The following is a 21,385-nucleotide window of genomic DNA, read 5'->3' as shown; positions in this document are numbered from 1 at the left end:
TCGTCTTCAAGAAATCCAGCGAGGTACCCCCACTTCGGGGGAATGCTGCCGGGTGATCCTCCCCAATCTGTTTCGGTTGCTACCGTAACTAACTGAAAAGAATATAAATATTCTTCTGGCACACACCTTGCTCCACACCTCCGCAGAGTCCCCGTGTCCCGGAGGTGCAGCATGCCCACGCCACGCAAAGGCCCCCTTCTGTCATCACTCGTTCTGGCCCTGCTCGGCTGGCAAACGACCAGCGAGGCGGCCGTGCAGTGCCAGCGCACCTTGGTTGCCAACGTGGTGGCGCTGGACCAGCCACTGATGTTCAACCGCCTTGGCGCGCAAAACGCCAACGGCATGATGTTCGCCCTTCGTGAAGATGTGGTGGACGACAAGCAGGTCCCCCTTAGCAAGGGCGGGGCCGCTGTCCCGGGCAAGGTCACCTTGCGCCCGGACAAGCGCCCAAGGCCGATCGTGCTGCGGGTGGCCGCTGGTGACTGCCTCACGGTCAACCTGACCAACCTGCTGGCGTACCAGGCCAACCCCAACAAACACGGTATCGACCCCGAAGAAAATGAGGTCGAAGGCGAGGAGGAAGGCCCGGAAACCGAGGTCGAAAACGAAGGTGGTGAACATTTCGTTGCCGACGAGCAAGTCAATGACCGGCATGTCGGCTTCCAGGTGAACGGCATGCAGGCGGTCAACAGCATTGGCGACATCGCCGCCAACACGGGCCGCAATGGCAACTTCCTGGTGTCGCCCGGCAACACCCGCAGCTACACCCTGTACGCCGAGCGCGAGGGGGCCTTTGCGGCCACCAGCCAGGGTGCGACCTTTGGTGGCCAGGGCGGGGCGGGTAACGTTGCCAACGGCCTGTTCGGCCAGGTGGTGGTTGTACCCAAAGGTGGGCGAACCTACCGCAACACCCTGACCGAAGAAGAAATGCGCCTGGCTACCACCGGCCGTACCGCCACCGGCCAGCCGGTGATCGATTACCAGGCCCGCTACCCGCAGGCCGAACCGTGGCTCACCGAGGGCAAGGCCGGCAAGCCGATCATTGCCATGGTCGACGGCAATGAAATTCTCAACAGTGAAACCGACGCCATCGTCATGGGGCCGAACCCCGATGGCAGCTTCCCGCGTTCGACCTACCCGCTGGAAAGCGTCAACAAACGCAACCCCGCCTTGCCCAACCGTCTGGAAGCGTTCCGCGATTTCGCTTCGCAGTTTGCCGATGAGGTGGCTGCCACCCAGGCCTTCCCGGGCTACTGGGCGGACCCGGTGATGGGCCATGTGCTGGAACCAACCCGCGATTCGTTCATGATCAACTACGGCTCTGGCGGTATGGGCGCCGAAGTGGTTGCCAACCGCCTGGGTGTGGGGCCGATGCATGACTGCCTTTCGTGCGCCTACGAGGAATTCTTCCTCAGCGCGCACACCGTGGGTGATATCGGCACCCTGGTGGACGTGCCAGCCAACGTCGGCCTGGAAAACATTCGCCCAGGCGAAACGCCGCCGGCCAGCGCCGTGGGGGTCAAGGCCAACATGGCCCTGTACCCGGCAGAACCTGCCAACGTGCACCACAGCTACATTGGCGACTTCACCAAGTTCCGCAACACTCACAATGGCCACGAACAGCACATCTTCCACCTGCATGGCCACCAGTGGCTGTTCAACCCCAACGACGACAACTCCGACTACATCGACGCCCAAGGCATCGGCCCTGGCATCGGCTACACCTACGAAATCGCCAACGGTGGCTCGGGCAACCGCAACCGCGTGGCGGGCGATGCGATTTACCACTGCCACTTCTACCCGCACTTCGCCCAAGGCATGTGGGCCATGTGGCGGGTACATGACGTGTTCGAAGAAGGCACCCGGCTGGAAGTGAGCGGGCAGGGCGAAAATGGCTTCCACAGCACGCCGTTCGCCCTGCGCAGCGGCAAGCCAGCCGTTGGTGCTCGGGCATTGCCTGATGGCGAGATCGTTGCCGGTACGCCGATTCCTGCCATCGTGCCGCTGCCTGGCAAGGCCATGGCGCCGATGCCGGGCAAGGTGGTGGTGGTGCCCAAGCTGTCCGAAGAACTGGTCGCTGCCAATGACGATGACGACGAAGAAGAGGACGACGACGATCACGCCAACGAAACGCCAGCGCGCAAGGCAGTTGGTTCGCTGGCACTGGTCGACCGCACCGATGCCAACCGCAACGCCGATGGCACCCTGAAAAACCCAGGCTACCCGTTCTGGATCGGCGGCATGGAAAGCAGCGTGGGCAACCGCCCGCCAACCCCGCCACTGGACATGCTCGACCCGGCCCTGGCCCGGCAACTGAAAGACAGCGGCAAAGCCCTTTGGGCAAACCTGGACCCCAACCAGGTCGATGGCTGGGATGGCGGCCTGGGCCGGCACGCGCTAGACGGCGTGTCTGCAGGCGGCGAAGCGGTGACCACCACCACCAAGCTGGACTTCTCCAAGGTGGTGCGTAAGGCCAAGCCCATCTACCTGCCTGAAGAAGGCACCGATGTCGAGCAGGCCGCCATGCAGTTCCACGCCAAGGCCGAGCACCCAAGCTTTGCCCTGGTGCCCGGCAGCCAACCCGTTGCCAAGGCGTTCCGCACCAACGGTGCCTTGCCCACGGCCGGTGCGCCGTTCTACGAGCCTTGCATGGATGACCGCGGCAAGCGCCTGACCCAAACCTCGGGGGTAGGCGAGTACGTCAGCGGCGAGAGCCTCACCGGCATGAACTTCCGGGGTTCGTCCACCTTCACCGCCGACCGCCCGCGCATCTACAAAGGCGCCAACATCCAGTTCGACGCGGTGTACAACAAGGTTGGCTACCACTTCCCGCAGGCGCGCATTCTGGCGCTGTGGGAAGACGCCTGGCCGGTGATCACCAAGCAGCGCCCGCCAGAGCCGCTGGTGATGCGCATGAACACGTTTGACTGCACCATGTACACCCACACCAACCTGATCCCGTCGTACTACGAAATGGACGACTACCAGGTGCGTACTCCCACCGACGTGATCGGCCAGCACATTCACCTGCCCAAGTGGGACCTGACCGCCGCTGACGGCTCGGCGAACGGCTGGAACTACGAAGACGGCATTCTCTCGCCCGGCAGCGTGGTAGAACGTGTGCATGCCATTCGTGCCTACAACGGCTGCACCGAAGGCGACAGCCGCGACGGCACTGCTGCCTGCCCGAAAGCCAAGCAGCACCCGTACTTCGGCCGCTTTGGCCGGGCTGACTGGCTGGGCGCGCGCACGGCCATGCAGCGCTGGTTTGCCGACCCGCTGGTAAACGTGAACAACGTCGACCGTGGCCTGGGCACCATCTTTACCCACGACCACCTCGGCCCATCGACCCACCAGCAGCTCGGGCTGTACGCCACCGTGTTGGCCGAGCCTGCTGGTTCCACTTGGTATCATGCCGAAACCGGCGAACAACTGTACAACCCGGCCACACGCCAGGACGGCGGGCCGACTTCGTGGCAGGCGGTGATCAAGACCGGCGACCACGACGGCGACGGCAAGAACGACAGCTACCGTGAGTTCTTCCTGGAGTACAGCGACTTCCAGCATGCCTATGAAGCCGGTGTGTATGTGGGCGCAGGCCCGGACGGCATCCCCAATGGCCAGTCCTACCCGGCCACGGCCGACAGCTTCCGCTATGCCATCAACCCGCCAGTCCGGCAGAAGGCATCCAACCTGCTGGAGTCGGTGGTCGAATCGCGCGGTGGCCTGGCCCCTGGTTGCCCTAGCCGGCCTTGCCCACAGGCGATTTCGGTGGATGACCCGGGCATGTTCGTCGTCAACTACCGCAACGAGCCGCTGGCCCTGCGCGTGTTCGACCCTAACAAGGTCGGCCCCGACGGCAAACGCGGCATGCAGGCGGATGGCCTGGCCGGCGACCTGAGCTACGCCTTGCAAAGCCGTACCGACCGTGCGATCCCGGCCATGAACATGGCGCCGTCGGCGATCACCTCGGCCGTTGGCCCAACCGGCGGGACCACGCTGTTCCCACCGAACATCAACAAGGCCGGCAGCGAGCCGGGCGACCCGTTCACGCCCATGCTGCGCACCTACTCTGGCGACAACGTGCGCCTGCGCCTGCACGCCGGTGGCCATGAAGAGGAGCACAACGTCACCCTGCACGGCGTGAAGTGGCTGCAGAATGGCTCGGGCTTCGGTAACAGTTCCAACTCGGGCTGGAAGGCCTCGCAGATGATCGGTATCTCCGAACAGATGGGCTTCATGGCACCGGTGTCGATGATTTCCAGTTCCGCCGCTACCAATGGTGATTACCTGTACTCCATGGACGCCGCCCTGGAAGGCTACTGGAACGGTATCTGGGGGGTGATGCGCAACTACACCGCTCAACGCGCCGACCTGTTCCCGCTGCCGAACAACACCCAGCCGGTGGCCATGCGCAATACCGTGAACTTTGACGGCATTTGCCCGAAAACCACAGCCAACCCCAACGGCATCGGTACCCGCACCACGGTCAAACGCAGCTACGAGATTGTCGCGGCGCTGGCCAACGACATTCTCGAAAACCGCAACGGTGTCAGCATCAACGACCCGGCCGGCGCGGGCCAGCATGTCGGCGGGCCACTGAAGGCCAATGGCGGCACCCTGGTGTTCAACAGCCGCATGGCCAGCATCCCGCAGGTCACGGTGGTGGACGAAGAGGACGGCACCACCTTCACCGTCGGCGGCCACAGCGCACCGCTGCATGACCCGACCGCCGTGCTGTACGTGCGCAAGGCTGACCTGGACGCCACCACCGGCAAGCTCAAGGCTGGTGTGCCGGTGGAGCCGCTGGTGCTGCGCGCCAATGCCGGGGACTGCATCAGCATTACCCTGGAGAACCGCCTGCCGTCGGTCATGCCAGACCTGCCCAGTACTGCCGTGATGCAGAACGTGGTCAAGCGTGACCGCTTCGACAGCGAAGGCTCCACCGCCTTTAACAACAACCTGATGCGGCCGTCCAGCCATGTGGGCCTGCATGCCCAGTTGCTGGCCTACGACATCACCAAGTCCGACGGTACCAACGTGGGCGCCAACCCGGTGCAAACCGTGCCACCCCGGGCGGGCAACAGTGGGGCCTACCCAAGCCGGGTGTACCAGTACTACGCCGGGCACCTGGAGCGCGAAGGCAAGCCGGTGCTGCAACTGGGCCGCACGGTAGACAACATCAACACCACCGCCATCGAGTTCGGTGGCCTGAACCTGGCGCCGTCAGACTTCATCAAGCAGCCGCAGAAAGGCCTGGTGGGCGCCATGAGTATCTTGCCGCAAACCGCAACCTGGACCGAGGACACCGCCAGCCGGGCCCAGGCCACGGTCAAGGTCACCGGCCAGCCCGACTACCGCGACCTGGTCACGGTGTGGCAGCGTTCGATGAACATGCGTTGGGCTGACGGCCGTCCGGTCGAAGGTATCGCCACCGAAGGCAATGGCGTGCCGGGCGACCCGAAAGACAACGGCAACATGGCCATGAACTACAAGACCGAACCGCTGTGGCTGCGCTTTGGCCTGGCACCGGATGCACCCTTCGGCCATGCCGACGGCTTCGGCTTTGCCGATGTGCCCAACGCGCACATGGCCTACAGCAACGCCCTGGTCGGCGGTGACCCGCAAACCCCGGTGCTGTATGCCAAGCCCGGCCAGCCTGTGCGCAGCCATGTGCTGATGCCCAGCGGTGGCAGCCGCGGCATCACCTACCAGCTCGATGGGCACCTGTGGCCGCTGCACAACTACCAGGCCGAGAAGAGCGACGCGGAGGGCTACCCGATGAGCCTGCCCGGCATCGGCTCGGTGCGCTTCGGCTACAACCCGATGGCCATGTACATCGGCGCCCAGGAAAGCGTACTGCCAGCGGCACACTTCAGCTTCATGCTGCCCAGTGCCGGCGGTGCCAACGCGGTGGCGGGTGATTACCTGTTCCGCGACTACGCCGCCTACGGCAACCTCTCGGGGTTGTGGGGGATTTTGCGGGTGACCAACGAAGCGCCGCCGGCAACGGCCCCGGCGCAGTGACGGAAGGGGAGCGCGAGCATGAACAAGAAGACTCGCCCTGCTTACTTGGGGGTAGTGCTGGGCGTGGCGCTGATCGGCCTGGGTGTGGCGTATGAAAAGCTCTGGTGCGATCCCCGCGAGCTGTTGCAGGAGACTGCCGAACCGCAGGCCCCGCACCGGCTCATTCGAGATGGCGTAACCGTGGAGTTCGAGGCCCGGCCGCTGGCCGGGGGCGAGCTGAAGGAAGGCGGCTTCGCCAACATCCGCTTCAAACTCAGCGACCAGACCAGTGGCCAGCCGCTATCGGGTATGGCGCCGGGGGCGTGGATCGACCCGGCGCAGTCGGCCCCGGTGGGCGACCGTGACCAGAGCTGCAAAGCGCGGGTTGCGTTGTTTCTCAAGAGCAGCATCGGTGCCCGACCGCTGCTCGACCTGAACAGCTACTTCCTGTTGATGCTGAACAACGACGCCAGCCTGACGGTGATCGACCCCACCGTCTCGGTAGGCGGCGTGACCAGCACCATGGCGCGCATCGACCTGCCCGGGCGGCCCATGGACTGGGCGGCCACCAGCGACGATAAGCAGGTATTCGTGTCGATCCCCGAGCGCGGCAAGGTGGCGGTGATCGATACCGAGACCTTTACCCGCGTGGCCGACCTGGACGCTGGCGACCAGCCGTTGCGTGTGGCCCTGCAACCCGATCAGCACCGGCTGTGGGTGGGCAACAACAGCCGTGACCCGGCCAAGGGTGGGGTTACGGTGATCGACGTACCGGGGCGCACCACCCTGAAAAGCTTCAACACCGGCACCGGGCACCATGAAATCGCCTTCAGCGCCGACTCGCGCTTTGCCTATGTCAGCAACCGTGACAGTGGCACCCTGAGCGTGATCGATATCCCGCAAATGCGCCTGGCTACAACCATCAAGGTGGGCCCGCACCCGCTGTCGGTCAGCTATTCGGCGCTGTCCCAGGCGGTGTACGTGGTCGATGGCAAAGAGGGCAGCGTGCGGGTGTTCGATGCCCGGAGCCACCAGCTGCGCCATACGGTCAAGGCCGAGCAGGGCCTGGGCCCCATGCGCTTCAGCAGCGATGGCCGCTACGGCATCGTGCTCAACACCCTGGAAAACCAGGCGCTGGTGATCGACGCCAGTACCGACAAGCTGATCCACCACATCCCGGTGGCGGCCGAACCGTACCAGCTCACCTTCACCAAGGGCTATGCCTACGTCCGTGGCCTGGCTTCGCCTAAGGTGACCATGATCAACCTGTCCAGCCTCGGTGAGGGGCGCTCGCCCATTGTCCAGGGCTTCGAGGCCGGCCCGGCGGCGCCGCGCCAGGCCGGTGACCTGCCGCTGGCCCAGGGGTTGTCGGTATCGCGTGACGACAATTCGGTGTTCGTGGTCAACCCGGTGGACAACACCACCTACTTCTACGCCGAAGGCATGAACGCGCCGATGTCCGGTTACAACAACCGTGGCCACCAGGCCCGCGCCGCCCTCGTCGTCGACCGCAGCCTGCGTGAGGTGGCGCCTGGGGTGTACGGCTCGACGGTGAAGTTGCCCGCCGCCGGCAAGTTCGACGTGGCCTTCCTGCTCAACCAGCCGCAAATCATCCACTGCTTCAGTACCGACGTGGCCGAAGCCCCCAATACCCGCAAGCGCAAGGGCGCGCACGCCGAGTTCATTGGCCTGGACCAGCCGATGTCGCAGCACAGCGCCATTAACGCGCGCGTGCGCATCGTCGGCGACGACGGCCAGCCACGCTTGGGCCTGAACGACCTGAGCTTGCGCTACTTCCTGGCACCGTCGTCGATGCCACGCAACCTGCAACTGCAGGAGGTGGGCGAGGGCGTGTACCAGGCGGCCCTGAACCTGCCCGAGGCTGGCGCTTGGTACCTGCATGTGCAGTCGCCCTCGCTGGGGCGCAAGTTTGCCGAAGAAAACTACACCAGCCTGCGCGTCCTGCCGGCTGCAGCGACCAACGCTTCCCAGACTGATGTGAGGAATGTGCGATGAACAACCAGCATGCTTTCACACTGTTGGCCCTGAGCCTGGCACTGGCCAGCAACCTGGCCCTGGCCCACGCCGGACACGATCACAAAGGCCATGCCGAGCAGCCTCCGGCGGCGAGCCAGGAAAAGACCAGCGTGCGCTTTGCCGACGTTTCGCTGCTGAACCAGGACGGCATGCCGGTACGGCTGGAGAAAGACCTGGTAGGCGACCACCTGGTGGTCATGGGCTTCATCTACACCAGCTGCACCACGGTGTGCCCGGTGGTGTCGTCGATCATGGGCAAGGTCCAGCAACAACTGGGTGGCCGTGTAGGCGAGGAAATCCACATGGTGTCGATCAGTGTGGACCCGCAGCGTGACGACGCCAAGCGCCTGCAAGATTACGCCAAGGCCTTCCAGAAGGGGCCGGGCTGGAGCTGGCTGACCGGCACCCCGTACGCCATCACCGAAACCCTCAAGGGCCTAGGCAGCTTCAGCGCCGACCTCAGCCAGCATCCGCCGCTGATTCTGGTCGGTGACGGGCGTAGCGGGCACTGGACGCGTTATTACGGCTTCACCGACCCGGCGGTACTGATCGAAGAAATCAACCGCCTCAGCGCCCGCCGGGTGCATGCCAAGAGCACGGCCATCGCCGACCATCACGAGGTGCAACCATGAGCACTGTCACTTCCCGTCGCGCTGGCATGCGCGCGTTCGACTGGCTGGTACTGGGCGGCTGCCTGTGGATCCTCGCCTCGGTGGCGTTCGCCCACGAGGGCCATGCGCCGCAAGCGCCAGCGCCACAGCTGGCGCCCCAGGCGATGACCAGCGGCGGCGGCACCCGCGATGCCCAGGCCTGGTTCACCGACACCGTGCTGAAGGACCAGAACGGCCGCGAACTGCGCTTTTACAGCGATGTGCTCAAGGACAAGGTGGTGATGCTCAACGTGATCTTCACCCACTGCACCGACGCGTGCCCGCTGATCACCCGCAAACTGCGTGAAGTGCGCGAAGCCATGGGGCCGCAGCTGGCCAGCCAGGCGACCTTCGTCTCGATCAGCAGCGACCCGCTGAACGATACCCCGCAGGCGCTCAAGGCGTTTGCCGAGAAACAGGGGGTGGATGGGCCGAACTGGTTGTTCCTGACCGGTGACAAGGCCAATGTCGACCTGGTGCTCGGGCGTATCGGCCAGTTTCTGCCCAGCCCCGAGCAGCATTCGACGCAGTTGATTGCCGGTGATGTGGCGGGCAAACGCTGGAGCAAGATCCGCCCGGATGCGCCAGCCATGGCCATTGCCCAGCGCATCCAACTGCTGACCCAGCCACTGGCAGGCCGGTGAGCATCATGCATAACTGGGCGGTTTTGCTTATTGGTTTGGCATGCGGTACTTCGGCCTTTGCGCTGGACCTGACCGACCACGAGCGAGCCGGCAAACGCCTCTACCGCGAAGGCGTCTCCAGCAGTGACGCCCAACTGCAAGCCCGGGTTGGTGCCAGCGACATGACGGTGCCCGCCAGCGTGTTGCCCTGTGCCAGTTGCCACGGCAACGACGGCCGTGGTCGCGCGGAAGGTGGGGTGCGCCCGCCCAGCCTCGACTGGCAACGCCTGGCACTCGGCCAAGGCACGCGCGAGGCCAATGGCCGCAGCTACCCGGCTTATACCGACAGCAGCCTGGCCCGGGCCATTCAGCATGGCGTGGACCCGGCCGGCAACCGCCTGGACCCGGCCATGCCACGCTTCGAGCTGACCCTGGCCGACCAGCGCAACCTCGCCGCCTACCTCAAGCGCCTGGCCGAGGAACGCGACCCCGGTGTAGAGGAGGGCGTATTGCGCTTGGGCACCTTGCTGCCCGCGAGCGGCCCCTTGGCCGAAGCCGGGCAGGTGGTGCGTGCGGTGCTGGAAGACGGCATGGCACAACTCAACCAGCAAGGCGGCATACACGGGCGCCGCCTGGAGCTGGTCGTGCTTGATCCGGGCTTAGACCCCGCCAGCGCCGAGCAAGCCTTGCAGCAGTTGCTGCAGCAGGCGCGCGTGTTCGCGTTGATCTCGCCCCTGGCACCCATGCTCGACCAACGCCTGGCAACCTTGCTGGCGCCACAGAATGTGCCCCTGATCGGCAGCACGCCACGTAGCGGCGGCAGCCCACAGATCTTCGACCCGCTGCCCGGCCTGCCCGTGCAATTGCTTAGCCTGGCCGCCCATGCCCGTGCTGCGCTCGGCCTGGCCTCGGGTGACTTGCGTGTGGTGTATGCCGGCAACGAGCAGGCCGCATTGGCTGAACAGGTCCGCGAGCGCCTGCAGCAGCAAGGCTGGGCGCCTGCCATCCAGGCCTTCGACGGCCAGGCCGTGGACGGGCAGGGCATCGTCTTCCTTGGCCGTGCCCAGGCCTTTGCCGAATTGGCCGCCGCGTTGCAGGCGGCAGGCCGTCAGCCCTACCTGTTCGCCGCCTCCAACCAGGTGGCCGGTGCGGTGGCGCGCTTGCCCGAGCAGTGGTCGCAACGGGTGTTCCTGGCGTATCCCTATGTGCCGGAAGACTGGACAGAGCAGGGGTTGGCGACCTTGGCCGGCCTGCAGCAGCGCCAGGGCCTCGACCCACGCCAGGCATCGTTGCAGGTCAACACCCTGTGCGCGCTACGGTTGCTGAGCGAAGCGCTGAAGCAGATAGGCCGTGACGCCAGCCGCGAGCAACTGATTGCCGCGCTGGAAGGCCTGCACGATGTGGCCACCGGCCTGACCCCGGCCTTGGGCTTTGGCCCAGGCCGCCGCCAGGGCATGGCGGGCGCCCATGTGGTAGCAGTGGCGCTACCTGGGCCGCGTTTCACCTCGGTTACCCCGTACCGGCCGGTGCCGGATACCCCTTGAGCGGAGGCTGCCATGCGTATCGTGTTGCTGTGCCTGCTGTTGGTGCTGGCCAAGGCGAGCTGGGCCGATGTGCCTGCGGCGCGGGTCAATGGCGTGGAAATCGGCGTGACGCGCCTGGAGCGTTACTTCAGCGAATACCTGAGCGCCCAGGGCCGTGCGTTGACCAGCATTCGCAACCCGGGCCTGTACAAGCGCCTGCGCGATCAAGCGCTGGACGAGCTGATCGACAAAGAGCTGCTATGGCAGGAAGCTCGGCGCCAAGGCATCGCCATCAGTGACGCGCAGGTGTCGGCGCATGTGGACGAGGTCGAAGCGGCGTTCGGCAGCCCGGCAATTTTCGAGCGGCGTCTGGCGGAGGCGGGTTTCGATAGGGCACAGTACACTGAGTACACCCGGCAAGACATGGCGGCCCAGCAGGTGTATGCCCAGCTCAGTGCAGTCGACGCGCCGAGCCAGGTCGAAGTGGAGGCTTTCTATGCTGCCAACCGGGAAACACTGCAAGGAGCGCAGAACCAAAGTGATAACCCTTCGGTCATACGTGAACAGGGCCTGGTCTTGGCCAGGGCGGCGCTTATCGGCAAGCGAGAGGCCGATGCGCGCAGGTCCGTGCGCCAACGTTTGCGCGACGCCGCTAACGTGGAGGTTGCAGACTGAGGCCCCTGATGGCGTTTCCCCCAATGCTGGGGAATTAAGGTTTGGCAATGTGCTATCAGTTCCCCCGCATGTGGGGAACCGGGCGGGTGTGCCTGCCCGGCGCGTTTCGGGTGTTGGCCGGCACCCTTGGCAAATCAGACACTTACAGCGGTGCAACATGACTATTCACGCCTGGCACGAAGCCTGCTCAAGCCTGTACAAGGGCGCACTTCGCAGACCGGGTAACCGGGCAGTACTTGGGAGTCGACCTTGGTGAACAGAGTATTGGTAGTCGATGACGAACAGACCCTTGCGCAAAACCTGCAAGCGTACCTGCAGGCGCAAGGCCTGGAAGCTCATGTTGCCCACGACGGTGCCAGTGGTATCCAACAGGCTGCAAGCCTGGCACCGCAAGTGATCGTGCTGGATTACCGCTTGCCCGATATGGAGGGTTTTCAGGTTCTGGAGGCCGTACGCAAGAACAGGCAGTGCCACTTCGTGCTGATCACCGCCCACCCCACTGTCGAAGTGCGTGAGCGGGCCGCCGAACTCGGTGTGAGCCATGTCCTGTTCAAGCCGTTCCCATTGGTGGAACTGGCCCGTGCGATCTTCGACCTGATGGGCATCGAGCGCCGGCGCAGGGCCACGGACAACCCGGCTGAAGGGTTCGTCGAACGACGCCAGAACAGGAACGAATCGTTCCCCCTGCAGTTGTACGATGGAAGCTGGGTGTTGGCCGACCGCCGCCGTAATGGCGCCAAGCCCCCAGGGCCCGACGACGAACAACTGCTCGCAGGGGAATAGCGGCGCCCGCACCCCTGGCCGAGCCAGCCTGCGACGCGCCCCTGAGCGGAGTCGCAGGCCATGCCGCAAGCACGTGATGCAACAGTCTCAGCCTACCCCCGCGACCTGCTGGCCCAGGCCCGCCTGCAAGCCAGCGACGAGCGCCTGCTCAACTGCCTGGAACGCCTGGCCTGCGACACCCCGGCCACCTTCACCCAGCGCCTCGGCCTGACCCTGCACTACCCGGTGCTGGACAGCCACAGCCTGCTGGCCAGCACCCCGCGCTTCGACAAGGTGGCCCTGGCCCAGTGCCTGAAACGCGAATTCGTGCTGATCGAGCAGGGCGGCCAGCTGCTGGGCGTGTTCGCCGACCCCTTCGACCCCGCCCGCCTGGCCTGGATCGACGATGTGCTGCAAGGCGCGCCATTGTACCTGGCCCACGCCGCCGAACTGGCCACCTTCCTGGCCCGCCACGAAGAAAGCTTCCACGCCGTCGATGCCCTCGACCATGACGCCGAGGCCGGCAGCGAAGGCGACCCGCTGCAACGCCTGTCGCTGGCCAGCATCAGTGAAGATCAGAGCCGCGTGGTCAAGCTGGTCAACTCCACCCTGTACGACGCCCTCAAGCTGCACGCCAGCGACATCCACCTGAGCATGACCGGCCAGGGCCTGACCATCAAGTACCGCATCGACGGTGTGCTCAACGGCGCTGGCAAGGCCAGTGGCAGCGCGTTTGCCGACCAGGTGATCTCGCGCATCAAGGTCATGGCCGAACTGGACATCGGTGAAAAGCGCGTCCCACAGGACGGCCGCTTCAAGGTCGCCGTGGGTGACCGGCAAATCGACTTCCGCGTATCGATCATGCCCAGCATCTTTGGCGAAGACGCCGTGCTGCGGGTGCTCGACAAGCAGGACTTGTCCGACCGGGTCAGCGGCGTGCAGTTGCAGGCCCTGGGCTTTGCCGACGAGACCCTGCGCGCCCTGCGCCGGCTGGCCGCCGAACCCTACGGCATGATCCTGGTCACCGGCCCCACCGGCAGCGGCAAGACCACCACCCTGTACGCCATGATCAGCGAGATCAACCACGGCGTGGACAAGATCATCACCATCGAAGACCCGGTCGAGTACCAGTTGCCCGGCGTGTTGCAGATTCCGGTGAACGAGAAGAAGGGCCTGACCTTCGCCCGTGGCCTGCGCTCGATTTTGCGCCACGACCCGGACAAGATCCTGGTGGGTGAAATCCGCGACCCGGACACTGCCCAGATCGCTGTGCAGTCGGCACTCACCGGCCACCTGGTGTTCACCACCATCCATGCCAACAACGTGTTCGATGTGATTGGCCGCTTCAGCCAGATGCAGGTCGACCCCTACAGCTTCGTTTCCGCGCTGAACGCCGTGCTGGCCCAGCGCCTGATCCGTCTGGCCTGCCCGCACTGCGCCACGCCCTGCGAACACGATGACGACACGCTGTATGGCTCGGGCCTGACCCGCGAGGGCGTTGCCGGCTGGAAGTTTGTCCGCGTGCAGGGCTGCGGCCAGTGCCGTGGCAGTGGCTACCGCGGCCGCAGCGCCATCGCCGAACTGCTGCACCTGGACGACGACCTGCGCCAGATGATCGTCGAGCGCCGCCCCCTGTCGCAAATCAAGACACTCGCCTGCCAGCGCGGCCTGCGCCTGCTGCGCACTTCGGCCCTGGACCTGGTCCGTGATGGCCGCACCACCCTCGAGGAGATCAACCGTGTCACATTCATCTGATCGTTTCTGCGCTGTACTCGGCGCCGAGGGTGTCGGCTTGGGTTGCTGGCACAAACACCAACACCAGTGGCTGGGCAGCCGCGAGTTCAGCTGCGACGCCGTCCAACCGGCCTGGGAAGCTGCCGTTGACGCATTGGCCGCGCTCCTGGCCGAGCATGCTGTACGTGGTGCTCAACTGCGGGTGCTGCTGTCGGCCCGCTACAGCCGCTTCTGCCTGGTGCCCTGGAGTGATGCCATCGGCCACCCGCGCGAGCTGGACGCCTACGCCCGGGCCTGCTTCGAAAACCTCTACGGGCAGCCGCTGGACGACTGGCGCATCGTGTTGTCGCCCGAGCCTGCCGGTGCCGCCCGCATCGCCACGGCGCTGCCTGATGCCCTGCTGCAACGGTTGCAGGGGCTGGGCCGGGAAAGCCGCCTGAGCCTGCGCTCGGTGCAACCGTACCTGATGGCCGCCTACAACCGCTGCTCGTCACAACTGGCGCAGGGTGACTTCCTGTTCGTGCTGGCCGAGCCGCGCCGCAGCGTGCTGCTGCTGGCTGCGGGTGGCGCCTGGCAGCAAGTGCTGGCGCAAGGTTGCGCTGACAGTGACCAAGCCCTGCAAGCGCTGATTGAGCGCACCTGCGAGCTGTATGGCGAGCACCTGCCCCGGGTGTACCTGCATGCCCCAGGCCGGGGCGACGTGCCGCAACTGGCGGCGGTGCAGCTGTGCCAGCCGGCCAGCGAAGCCGACCCGTTGTGCGCCATGTGGCGGGCGGTGGCCTGACATGCGCCGCCTCGAACTTGAATTCCAACCCCGGCGCAGCGGCCCGTTGGCCTGGTCGCTGCTGGCCTTGGGCAGTGCCGTGGTCGCAGGCCTGGTATTGCTTCAGTACACCTTGCAGAACGAGCAGGTCGAGCTGGAAGACAGCGTGCACAGCCTGGAGCTGCAACTGGGACGCCGCCCGGCCACTGCCGCCGCGCCAAGCACGGCTGCCAGCCGTGAGCAGGCCGAGCGCCTGGCGCAGATGCGCAGTGTGTCGCAGCAATTGCAACGCCCGTGGCAGCAGTTGTTCGCCATGCTCGAAGCCATGCCGCAGGACGATGTCGCACTGCTGGGCCTGACTCCGGACGCGCGCAAGGGCCAGGTCCGCATTTCCGCCGAGGCACGCAACCTGGAGGCGATGCTGCAGTACCACCAGCGCCTGGAAGCCAGCGACGAGCTCAGCGATGTGTCGCTGCTCAACCACGAGGTGCTGGCCGCGCAGCCTGAACAGCCGGTGCGCTTCACCCTCACCGCCACCTGGGAGACCGGCCATGCGCGCCCTTGAGCTGAACAGCCTGATCCTCCAGGAGCGCCTGCGTCGCGTTGGCCCGGTTGGTCTGGCGGCGGTGGCGGTTGGCCTGCTGGCCGTGGGCGTGGTGTGCGCCGGGGTGCTGCCGCAGTGGCAGAACGTGCGCGAGCTGCGTGCAACCGAGGCGGATGCCAGCGTACAGGTGGAGCGGGTCAAGCGTGGCGAGCTGAAAATCGCCGTCAAGCCCGAGCAGCAGGCGCTCGACAGCCTGCGCCAGCAGTTGCCGGGCCAGCCCCAGGCCAGCGAACTGATCGAGCGCCTTTACCACCTGGCCAATGCCGAGCACATCAGCCTGGCCCGTGGCGAGTATGCCCTGGGCATCGACCCCAAGACCCAGCTGGCGCGCTACCAGATCGTGCTGCCGGTGCGTGGTAGCTACCCCCAGATTCGCGGCTTCCTCAAGGGCCTGCTCAAGCAACTGCCGACCCTGGTGCTGGAAGACCTTGAGCTGCAACGCAAACGCATCGGCGATAGCGAGCTGAATGCCCGCCTGCGCATGACCCTTTACTTGTCGAGGTCGTGATGAACACACAACGTGCAGTCATCTGGGCCGGCTTCCTCGGGGTGAGCGCGGCGTTGGCCTGGGCACCGGGACACTGGTTTGGCCAGGACGACGGCGTCGCGGCCTTATCGGGTAAACCCGTTCTTACAGGGACTGTGGGCGCCGCCGAACCGGTGGTAGCGGCTTTAGCCGCGAAAGGGCCGGAACAGGCCTCCAGAGACCTGTTCCCCAAGCAGCAGTGGAGCAAACCCCAGGCCCTGGCCACCGTCACCGAACAACCCGTGGTAGCCGCGCCGGTCGCGGCGGCAGCCCCGACCGCTCCTGAGCTGCCGTTCCAGTTCATTGGCCGCATGGGGACCAACGACGACCTGCAAATCTTTTTGCAGAGCGGCGAAAAACTCTACGTCGTGCGCCAGGGCGACGTGATCGAAGACACCTATCGCCTCGATCGGGTATCGGCCGAAGAGCTGAGCCTGGTCTACCTGCCTTTGCATCAGTCGCAGACTTTGTCTGTAGGGAGCGCACCATGAAGTCGTCAAAGCTGTGCAAGCCTGCTCCGTTCCTGCTTTTGGCGTTGTGCGTGGCCATAGCCGGTTGCGGTTCCAGTGCGGTACGCAAGGACAGCGACCAGTTGATGAAGGAGGGCCAGTACGAAGCCGGCATCGCCCGGCTGGAAGAGGCCTTGCGCGACGACCCGCGCGATACCGAGCTGAACATCGCCCTGGCCCATAGCCGTCAGGCCGCAGTCGAGGCGCTGATCACCCAGGCCGATGCCGACCGTATCCGCCATGACTTCGCCAATGCCCGCATGGGCTACGGTCGGGTGCTGACCCTGGAGCCGAACAACCGCCGCGCCCAGGAAGGCATCCGCCAACTGGAGCTGATTCGCACCCTCGACGAGCGTGTAGCGCTGGGCCAGGCCGCACTGCGCCAGGGCGACCTGTTCGGCGCCGAGCGCTACATGCGCGAAGTGCTGCGCCTGGACCCGCAAAACCAGAAGGGCATGACCCTGCGCAGCGACATCGAAAACGTCCAGGCGCGCACCGCTCAGCCCTACCCACAGCTGCGCAGCAAGCTGGAGCGGCCGGTCACCCTGGAATTTCGCGATGCCAACCTGAAGACCATCTTCGAAGTGCTGTCCCAGGTCGCCGGCATCAACTTCATCTTCGACAAGGACATGCGCCCGGACATGAAGGCCACCATCTTCGTGCGTGAGGTGCGCATCGAGGACGCCGTAGCGCTGCTGCTGGAGCAGAACCAGCTGCGCCAGAAGATCGTCAACGACAACACCGTGATGGTGTACCCCGACTCGCCGCAGAAGACCAAGGACTACCAGGAACTGGTCATGCGCACCTTCTACCTGACCAGTATCGATGCCAACACCGCGCTGAACATGGTCAAGACCATGCTCAAGACCCGCGACGTGTTCGTTGACGAGCGCCTCAACACCCTGACCATGCGCGACACCCCGGACGCCGTGCGCATGGCCGAGAAGCTGCTGCAGTCGCAGGACCAGTCCAACCCCGAGGTGGTGCTGGAAGTGGAGGTGATGGAAGTGGCCACCTCGCGCATCCTCGACCTCGGCCTGCAATGGCCCAATACCTTCGGCGTGTTGAGCAACGATGGCAAACCGGTGAGCGTGCTCGACCAGTTGCGTGGCATCGATTCCAGCCGCATCAGCATTTCGCCGGCGCCGCAGGCCAAGATCAACGCCCAGGACAAGGACATCAACACCCTGGCCAGCCCGGTGATCCGCGTCAGCAACCGCGAGCAGGCACGTATCCACATTGGCCAGCGCGTACCGATCATCAGCGCCACCTCGGTACCGTCCACTCAGGGCCCGGTGATCACCGAAAGCGTCACCTACCTGGACGTCGGTCTGAAGCTCGAAGTACAGCCCACCGTGCACCTGAACAACGAGGTGGCGATCAAGGTGGCGCTGGAAGTGAGCAACGCTACCCCGCTGGAGGCCACCCGCCAAGGCACCATCCCGGTCCAGGTCGACACCCGTAACGCCCAGACCAGCCTGCGCCTGCACGATGGCGAGACCCAGGTACTGGCCGGCCTGGTGCGCAACGACCACAACGCCAGCGGCAACAAGATCCCGGGGCTCGGCGATATCCCGGGCCTGGGCCGGCTGTTCGGCAGCAACAAGGACGACATGAGCAAAAGCGAGCTGGTGCTGGCGATTACCCCCCGCATCGTGCGCAACCTGCCGTACCAGAGCCCGTCGGACATGGAGTTTTCCACCGGTACCGAGTCGGCCATGCAGGTACGCCAGATGGCACCGCTGCCACCCATGGATGTACCCGGCAATGCGCCGACCACCGACGCGCCAGTGGTGGACAGCCAAATGGCGGTCGTCCCGGCCAACGGGAGCCCACGCCCATGAAAGCGCAGCGCCGCATGCAGGGTTTCAGCCTGATCGAGGTGGTGCTGACCCTAGCACTGCTAGGGCTGCTGGCCAGCATGGCAGCGCCGCTGACCGAAACCGTGGTGCGCCGCGGCAAGGAGCAGCAACTGCGTGAAGCGCTGTACCAGATTCGCGATGCCATAGACGCCTACAAGCGGGCTTTTGACGCCGGCTACATCGAGAAGCGCCTGGACGCCAGCGGTTACCCGCCAAACCTGCAGGTGCTGGTTGACGGCGTGCGTGACGTGCGCAGTGCCAAGGGCGCGAAGTTCTACTTCCTGCGGCGCATCCCGCACGACCCACTGGTGGCGGCCAAGGACAGGGACGAAGGCGCTTGGGGGCTGCGCGCATACGACAGCAGCCCCGACAACCCGCGCGAAGGCGAAGACGTGTTCGATGTGTACTCCAAGGCCCGCGGCAAAGGCCTCAACAACATCCCTTACGGGCAATGGTGACAGCCATGAAACGCAGCAAAGGCTTCACCCTGATCGAGCTGCTGGTGGTGATGGCAATCATCGCCACGCTGCTGACCATCGCCATGCCGCGCTACTTCAACAGCCTGGAAAGCTCCCGCGAGGCCACCCTGCGCCAGAGCCTGGCGGTGCTGCGCGAGGCGCTGGACCACTACTACGGCGACACAGGCCATTACCCGGATTCGCTGGAGCAGTTGGTAGAACAGCGCTACCTGCGCAACACCCCGGTCGACCCGATCACCGAGCGCAGCGACGCCTGGCAGCTGGTGCCACCGCCTGAAGGCGTGGCTGGCGGCGTGGCGGATATCAAGAGCGGTGCCACAGGGAGGGCGCGTGATGGCAGCCTCTTTGCTGAATGGTAAGGCCAACGGCGGCTTCACCTACCTGGGCGTGCTGCTGCTGATTGCCGTCAGCAGCGTGGCGCTGGCCGCCACCGGTACGCTCTGGGCCAGCGCCGCCCAGCGCGACCGCGAACGCCAACTGCTGTGGGTGGGCAGCCAGTACGCCCAGGCCCTGCGCAGCTACTACCGCGCCTCGCCGGGCCTGGCCCAGTACCCGCAAGACCTGGTCGACTTGCTGCAGGACAACCGCTTTCCGCAGGCCAAGCGGCACATTCGCAGGCTGTACCCCGACCCCATTACCAACAGCGACGAGTGGGGCCTGCTGCGCTCGATCGACGGCCGCATCACGGGTGTGCACAGCCGCTCGGACGCCACCCCGTTCAAGCGCAGTGGCTTCAGCGCCGAGTGGACCGGTTTCGAAGGGCTGGAACACTACAGCGACTGGCAGTTCGTCGCCGAGCAGGCCTTCAGCGAAGGCGCCGACGGCGTGCAAACCCACAGCGGCCCGGGAGACACGCCATGAATACCCTGGCCGCACTCTGCCTGAGCATGCTGCTGGTGTTGGCCACTTCGGCCAAGGCCTCGAGCGAGGACGAGATGCAGGGCTTCATCGTCGACAACACCATCTCGCACATCGGCCACGACTTTTACTACTACTTCGCCGACCGCCTGCGGGCCACCAGCCGCCTGGACTTCAACCTGGTGGTACGCGAACGCCCGGATGCGCGCTGGGGCAGCCTGGTCACCGTGGAGTTCGAACGTGAGGTCATGTACCGCCGCTTCCTGCCCCCGAACACCACCGAGCTCAAAGACGAGGCCGTTGCAGCCGCCGACCTGGTCAAGCAGCAGATCATTCAACGCAAGCTGCAACGCCTGCTACAGGACACCACCGACTTGGAGAGGGACGAGCTATGAACCACCGCATACCCCGCTGCATCGCCGCCTGCCTGCTGGCCAGCGCCTGTGCTGCCCAGGCCACCGAGCTGGTGTACACCCCAGTCAACCCGGCCTTTGGCGGTAACCCGCTCAACGGCACCTGGCTGCTGAACAACGCCCAGGCGCAGAACGACTACGACGACCCCGACCTCAAGGACCGTGCCTCGGCCTTTACCGGCACCACGGCCCTGGAGCGTTTCAGCAACCAGCTGGAGTCGCGGATGTTGTCGCAGTTGCTGGACAACATCAGCAATGGCAGCACCGGCAGCATGGCGACCGATGCGTTTCTCATCGACGTCATCGACGATTCCGGGGCCTTGAGTATCAAGGTCACCGATCGCGTCACAGGAGAAATTTCGATCATTGAGGTCAGCGGCCTGAACCCCTGAGAGGGAAGGGCTTTTATGTTGGGGAGAGAACACCATGAAACGTCTGCTGAGCACGCTGCTGATCCTCACCGCCCTGGGCCTGCAAAGTGGTTGCAGCCTGCGAGAACCCATGTCGGCTGAACAGGACTCGGAAACCCCGACCCTGACCCCGCGCGCCTCGACCTACTACGACCTGATCAACATGCCACGGCCCAAAGGCCGGCTGATGGCCGTGGTGTACGGCTTCCGCGACCAGACCGGCCAGTACAAGCCCACCCCGGCCAGCTCGTTCTCCACCAGTGTCACCCAGGGCGCAGCCAGCATGCTGATGGACGCCCTGAGCGCCAGCGGCTGGTTTGTGGTGCTGGAGCGTGAAGGGCTGCAGAACCTGCTGACCGAGCGCAAGATCATCCGTGCTTCGCAGAAAAAACCGGATGTACCGGAAAACATCATGGGCGAGCTGCCACCGCTGCAGGCCGCCAACCTGATGCTGGAGGGCGGCATCATCGCCTACGACACAAACGTACGCAGCGGCGGGGAGGGCGCCCGCTACCTGGGGATAGACATCTCACGCGAGTACCGGGTGGACCAGGTGACCGTGAACCTGCGAGCGGTAGACGTGCGCACCGGACAGGTGCTGGCCAACGTGATGACCAGCAAGACCATCTACTCGGTTGGCCGCAGTGCCGGGGTGTTCAAGTTCATCGAGTTCAAGAAGCTGCTGGAAGCCGAGGTGGGGTACACCACCAACGAACCGGCGCAGCTGTGCGTGCTGTCGGCTATCGAGGCGGCGGTGGGGCATTTGCTGGCGCAGGGGATTGAGCGGCGGTTGTGGCAGGTGGCGGGGGATGCGGGGGAGGGCAAGGGGACGGTGGACAAGTACCTGAGCCAGAATCAGCAGCCGTGATTCACCTTGAGGGCCTCTTCGCGGGCTTGCCCGCGAAGAGGCCGGTACGGGCTATATAATGTCCATCTCCCCCCCACCCCTCC

General features: G+C 65.1%; 19 protein-coding genes. All 19 read left to right on the top strand.

Translation table 11 applies throughout. The features are described from left to right. Window positions 1–171 precede the first annotated feature (171 nt). Window positions 172–6,027, top strand: a complete 5,856-nt coding sequence (mnxG, locus tag PM2_RS07620; RefSeq protein WP_028698861.1) for a manganese-oxidizing multicopper oxidase MnxG — start codon at window positions 172–174, stop codon at window positions 6,025–6,027. A gap of 18 nt (window positions 6,028–6,045) precedes the next feature. Continuing rightward, the gene (locus PM2_RS07615; RefSeq protein ID WP_016713954.1) at window positions 6,046–8,022 is read left to right on the top strand and encodes a cytochrome D1 domain-containing protein; all 1,977 of its coding nucleotides are present in this window, start codon (window positions 6,046–6,048) and stop codon (window positions 8,020–8,022) included. Further along, window positions 8,019–8,675 carry an SCO family protein gene (locus PM2_RS07610; protein ID WP_016713955.1) on the top strand — a complete coding sequence of 219 codons (657 nt, stop codon included), beginning with the start codon at window positions 8,019–8,021 and terminating at the stop codon, window positions 8,673–8,675. The genes PM2_RS07615 and PM2_RS07610 overlap by 4 nt, the downstream gene beginning before the upstream one ends. Beyond that, window positions 8,672–9,337 (top strand): SCO family protein, encoded by a 666-nt coding sequence (locus PM2_RS07605; RefSeq protein ID WP_016713956.1) that lies wholly within the window; start codon window positions 8,672–8,674, stop codon window positions 9,335–9,337. Before PM2_RS07610 ends, PM2_RS07605 begins: the two co-directional genes overlap by 4 nt. Before the next feature lie 5 nt (window positions 9,338–9,342). After that, the gene (locus PM2_RS07600) at window positions 9,343–10,860 is read left to right on the top strand and encodes a cytochrome c/ABC transporter substrate-binding protein (protein WP_230852984.1); all 1,518 of its coding nucleotides are present in this window, start codon (window positions 9,343–9,345) and stop codon (window positions 10,858–10,860) included. Window positions 10,861–10,872: 12 nt separating this feature from the next. Beyond that, the gene (locus tag PM2_RS07595; protein WP_016713958.1) at window positions 10,873–11,514 is read left to right on the top strand and encodes a SurA N-terminal domain-containing protein; all 642 of its coding nucleotides are present in this window, start codon (window positions 10,873–10,875) and stop codon (window positions 11,512–11,514) included. A gap of 249 nt (window positions 11,515–11,763) precedes the next feature. Next, a complete protein-coding gene (locus PM2_RS07590) occupies window positions 11,764–12,297 on the top strand; it encodes a response regulator (RefSeq protein WP_016713959.1) in 534 nt (177 codons plus the stop codon). A gap of 60 nt (window positions 12,298–12,357) precedes the next feature. After that, window positions 12,358–14,031 carry a GspE/PulE family protein gene (locus PM2_RS07585; RefSeq protein WP_028698863.1) on the top strand — a complete coding sequence of 558 codons (1,674 nt, stop codon included), beginning with the start codon at window positions 12,358–12,360 and terminating at the stop codon, window positions 14,029–14,031. Beyond that, window positions 14,015–14,794, top strand: coding sequence for a hypothetical protein (locus PM2_RS07580; RefSeq protein WP_016713961.1), 780 nt, complete (start codon window positions 14,015–14,017; stop codon window positions 14,792–14,794). The genes PM2_RS07585 and PM2_RS07580 overlap by 17 nt, the downstream gene beginning before the upstream one ends. A 1-nt stretch (window position 14,795) precedes the next feature. Further along, window positions 14,796–15,338 (top strand): PilN domain-containing protein, encoded by a 543-nt coding sequence (locus PM2_RS07575; protein ID WP_016713962.1) that lies wholly within the window; start codon window positions 14,796–14,798, stop codon window positions 15,336–15,338. Then, window positions 15,325–15,885, top strand: a complete 561-nt coding sequence (locus PM2_RS07570; protein WP_016713963.1) for a GspMb/PilO family protein — start codon at window positions 15,325–15,327, stop codon at window positions 15,883–15,885. The genes PM2_RS07575 and PM2_RS07570 overlap by 14 nt, the downstream gene beginning before the upstream one ends. Continuing rightward, a complete protein-coding gene (locus tag PM2_RS07565; RefSeq protein WP_016713964.1) occupies window positions 15,885–16,394 on the top strand; it encodes a hypothetical protein in 510 nt (169 codons plus the stop codon). The genes PM2_RS07570 and PM2_RS07565 overlap by 1 nt, the downstream gene beginning before the upstream one ends. Beyond that, window positions 16,391–18,256 (top strand): secretin GspD/PilQ domain-containing protein, encoded by a 1,866-nt coding sequence (locus tag PM2_RS07560; RefSeq protein ID WP_016713965.1) that lies wholly within the window; start codon window positions 16,391–16,393, stop codon window positions 18,254–18,256. The genes PM2_RS07565 and PM2_RS07560 overlap by 4 nt, the downstream gene beginning before the upstream one ends. Further along, a complete protein-coding gene (locus tag PM2_RS07555; RefSeq protein ID WP_016713966.1) occupies window positions 18,253–18,732 on the top strand; it encodes a type II secretion system protein in 480 nt (159 codons plus the stop codon). The genes PM2_RS07560 and PM2_RS07555 overlap by 4 nt, the downstream gene beginning before the upstream one ends. Before the next feature lie 5 nt (window positions 18,733–18,737). Next, entirely contained in the window at window positions 18,738–19,112 is a 375-nt protein-coding gene (locus PM2_RS07550; protein WP_016713967.1) for a type II secretion system protein, read from the top strand. Next, on the top strand, window positions 19,087–19,614 hold the full coding sequence (locus PM2_RS07545) for a type II secretion system protein (RefSeq protein ID WP_028698864.1): 528 nt from the start codon (window positions 19,087–19,089) through the stop codon (window positions 19,612–19,614). Before PM2_RS07550 ends, PM2_RS07545 begins: the two co-directional genes overlap by 26 nt. After that, on the top strand, window positions 19,611–20,006 hold the full coding sequence (csgE, locus tag PM2_RS07540) for a curli production assembly/transport protein CsgE (protein ID WP_019097062.1): 396 nt from the start codon (window positions 19,611–19,613) through the stop codon (window positions 20,004–20,006). Before PM2_RS07545 ends, csgE begins: the two co-directional genes overlap by 4 nt. Further along, a complete protein-coding gene (locus tag PM2_RS07535; protein WP_028698865.1) occupies window positions 20,003–20,416 on the top strand; it encodes a curli assembly protein CsgF in 414 nt (137 codons plus the stop codon). Before csgE ends, PM2_RS07535 begins: the two co-directional genes overlap by 4 nt. A 34-nt stretch (window positions 20,417–20,450) precedes the next feature. Further along, window positions 20,451–21,302 (top strand): CsgG/HfaB family protein, encoded by an 852-nt coding sequence (locus PM2_RS07530; protein WP_016713971.1) that lies wholly within the window; start codon window positions 20,451–20,453, stop codon window positions 21,300–21,302. Window positions 21,303–21,385 lie beyond the last annotated feature (83 nt).

The organism is Pseudomonas monteilii NBRC 103158 = DSM 14164, from assembly GCF_000730605.1.
Taxonomy (GTDB): Bacteria; Pseudomonadota; Gammaproteobacteria; order Pseudomonadales; family Pseudomonadaceae; genus Aquipseudomonas; species Aquipseudomonas monteilii.
Note: the sequence above shows the minus strand (reverse complement) of the source record. Positions and strands in the feature narration are given on the sequence as shown.

Coding starts and splice junctions, on each gene's coding strand:
- PM2_RS07545 (WP_028698864.1), top strand. CDS start 19,087: ATGGCAGCCTCTTTGCTGAATGGTAAGGCCAACGGCGGCTTCACCTAC.
- PM2_RS07585 (WP_028698863.1), top strand. CDS start 12,358: ATGCCGCAAGCACGTGATGCAACAGTCTCAGCCTACCCCCGCGACCTG.
- PM2_RS07605 (WP_016713956.1), top strand. CDS start 8,672: ATGAGCACTGTCACTTCCCGTCGCGCTGGCATGCGCGCGTTCGACTGG.
- PM2_RS07575 (WP_016713962.1), top strand. CDS start 14,796: ATGCGCCGCCTCGAACTTGAATTCCAACCCCGGCGCAGCGGCCCGTTG.
- PM2_RS07595 (WP_016713958.1), top strand. CDS start 10,873: ATGCGTATCGTGTTGCTGTGCCTGCTGTTGGTGCTGGCCAAGGCGAGC.
- PM2_RS07610 (WP_016713955.1), top strand. CDS start 8,019: ATGAACAACCAGCATGCTTTCACACTGTTGGCCCTGAGCCTGGCACTG.
- csgE (WP_019097062.1), top strand. CDS start 19,611: ATGAATACCCTGGCCGCACTCTGCCTGAGCATGCTGCTGGTGTTGGCC.
- PM2_RS07615 (WP_016713954.1), top strand. CDS start 6,046: ATGAACAAGAAGACTCGCCCTGCTTACTTGGGGGTAGTGCTGGGCGTG.
- PM2_RS07550 (WP_016713967.1), top strand. CDS start 18,738: ATGAAACGCAGCAAAGGCTTCACCCTGATCGAGCTGCTGGTGGTGATG.
- PM2_RS07560 (WP_016713965.1), top strand. CDS start 16,391: ATGAAGTCGTCAAAGCTGTGCAAGCCTGCTCCGTTCCTGCTTTTGGCG.
- PM2_RS07555 (WP_016713966.1), top strand. CDS start 18,253: ATGAAAGCGCAGCGCCGCATGCAGGGTTTCAGCCTGATCGAGGTGGTG.
- PM2_RS07600 (WP_230852984.1), top strand. CDS start 9,343: ATGCATAACTGGGCGGTTTTGCTTATTGGTTTGGCATGCGGTACTTCG.
- PM2_RS07565 (WP_016713964.1), top strand. CDS start 15,885: ATGAACACACAACGTGCAGTCATCTGGGCCGGCTTCCTCGGGGTGAGC.
- PM2_RS07570 (WP_016713963.1), top strand. CDS start 15,325: ATGCGCGCCCTTGAGCTGAACAGCCTGATCCTCCAGGAGCGCCTGCGT.
- PM2_RS07535 (WP_028698865.1), top strand. CDS start 20,003: ATGAACCACCGCATACCCCGCTGCATCGCCGCCTGCCTGCTGGCCAGC.
- mnxG (WP_028698861.1), top strand. CDS start 172: ATGCCCACGCCACGCAAAGGCCCCCTTCTGTCATCACTCGTTCTGGCC.
- PM2_RS07530 (WP_016713971.1), top strand. CDS start 20,451: ATGAAACGTCTGCTGAGCACGCTGCTGATCCTCACCGCCCTGGGCCTG.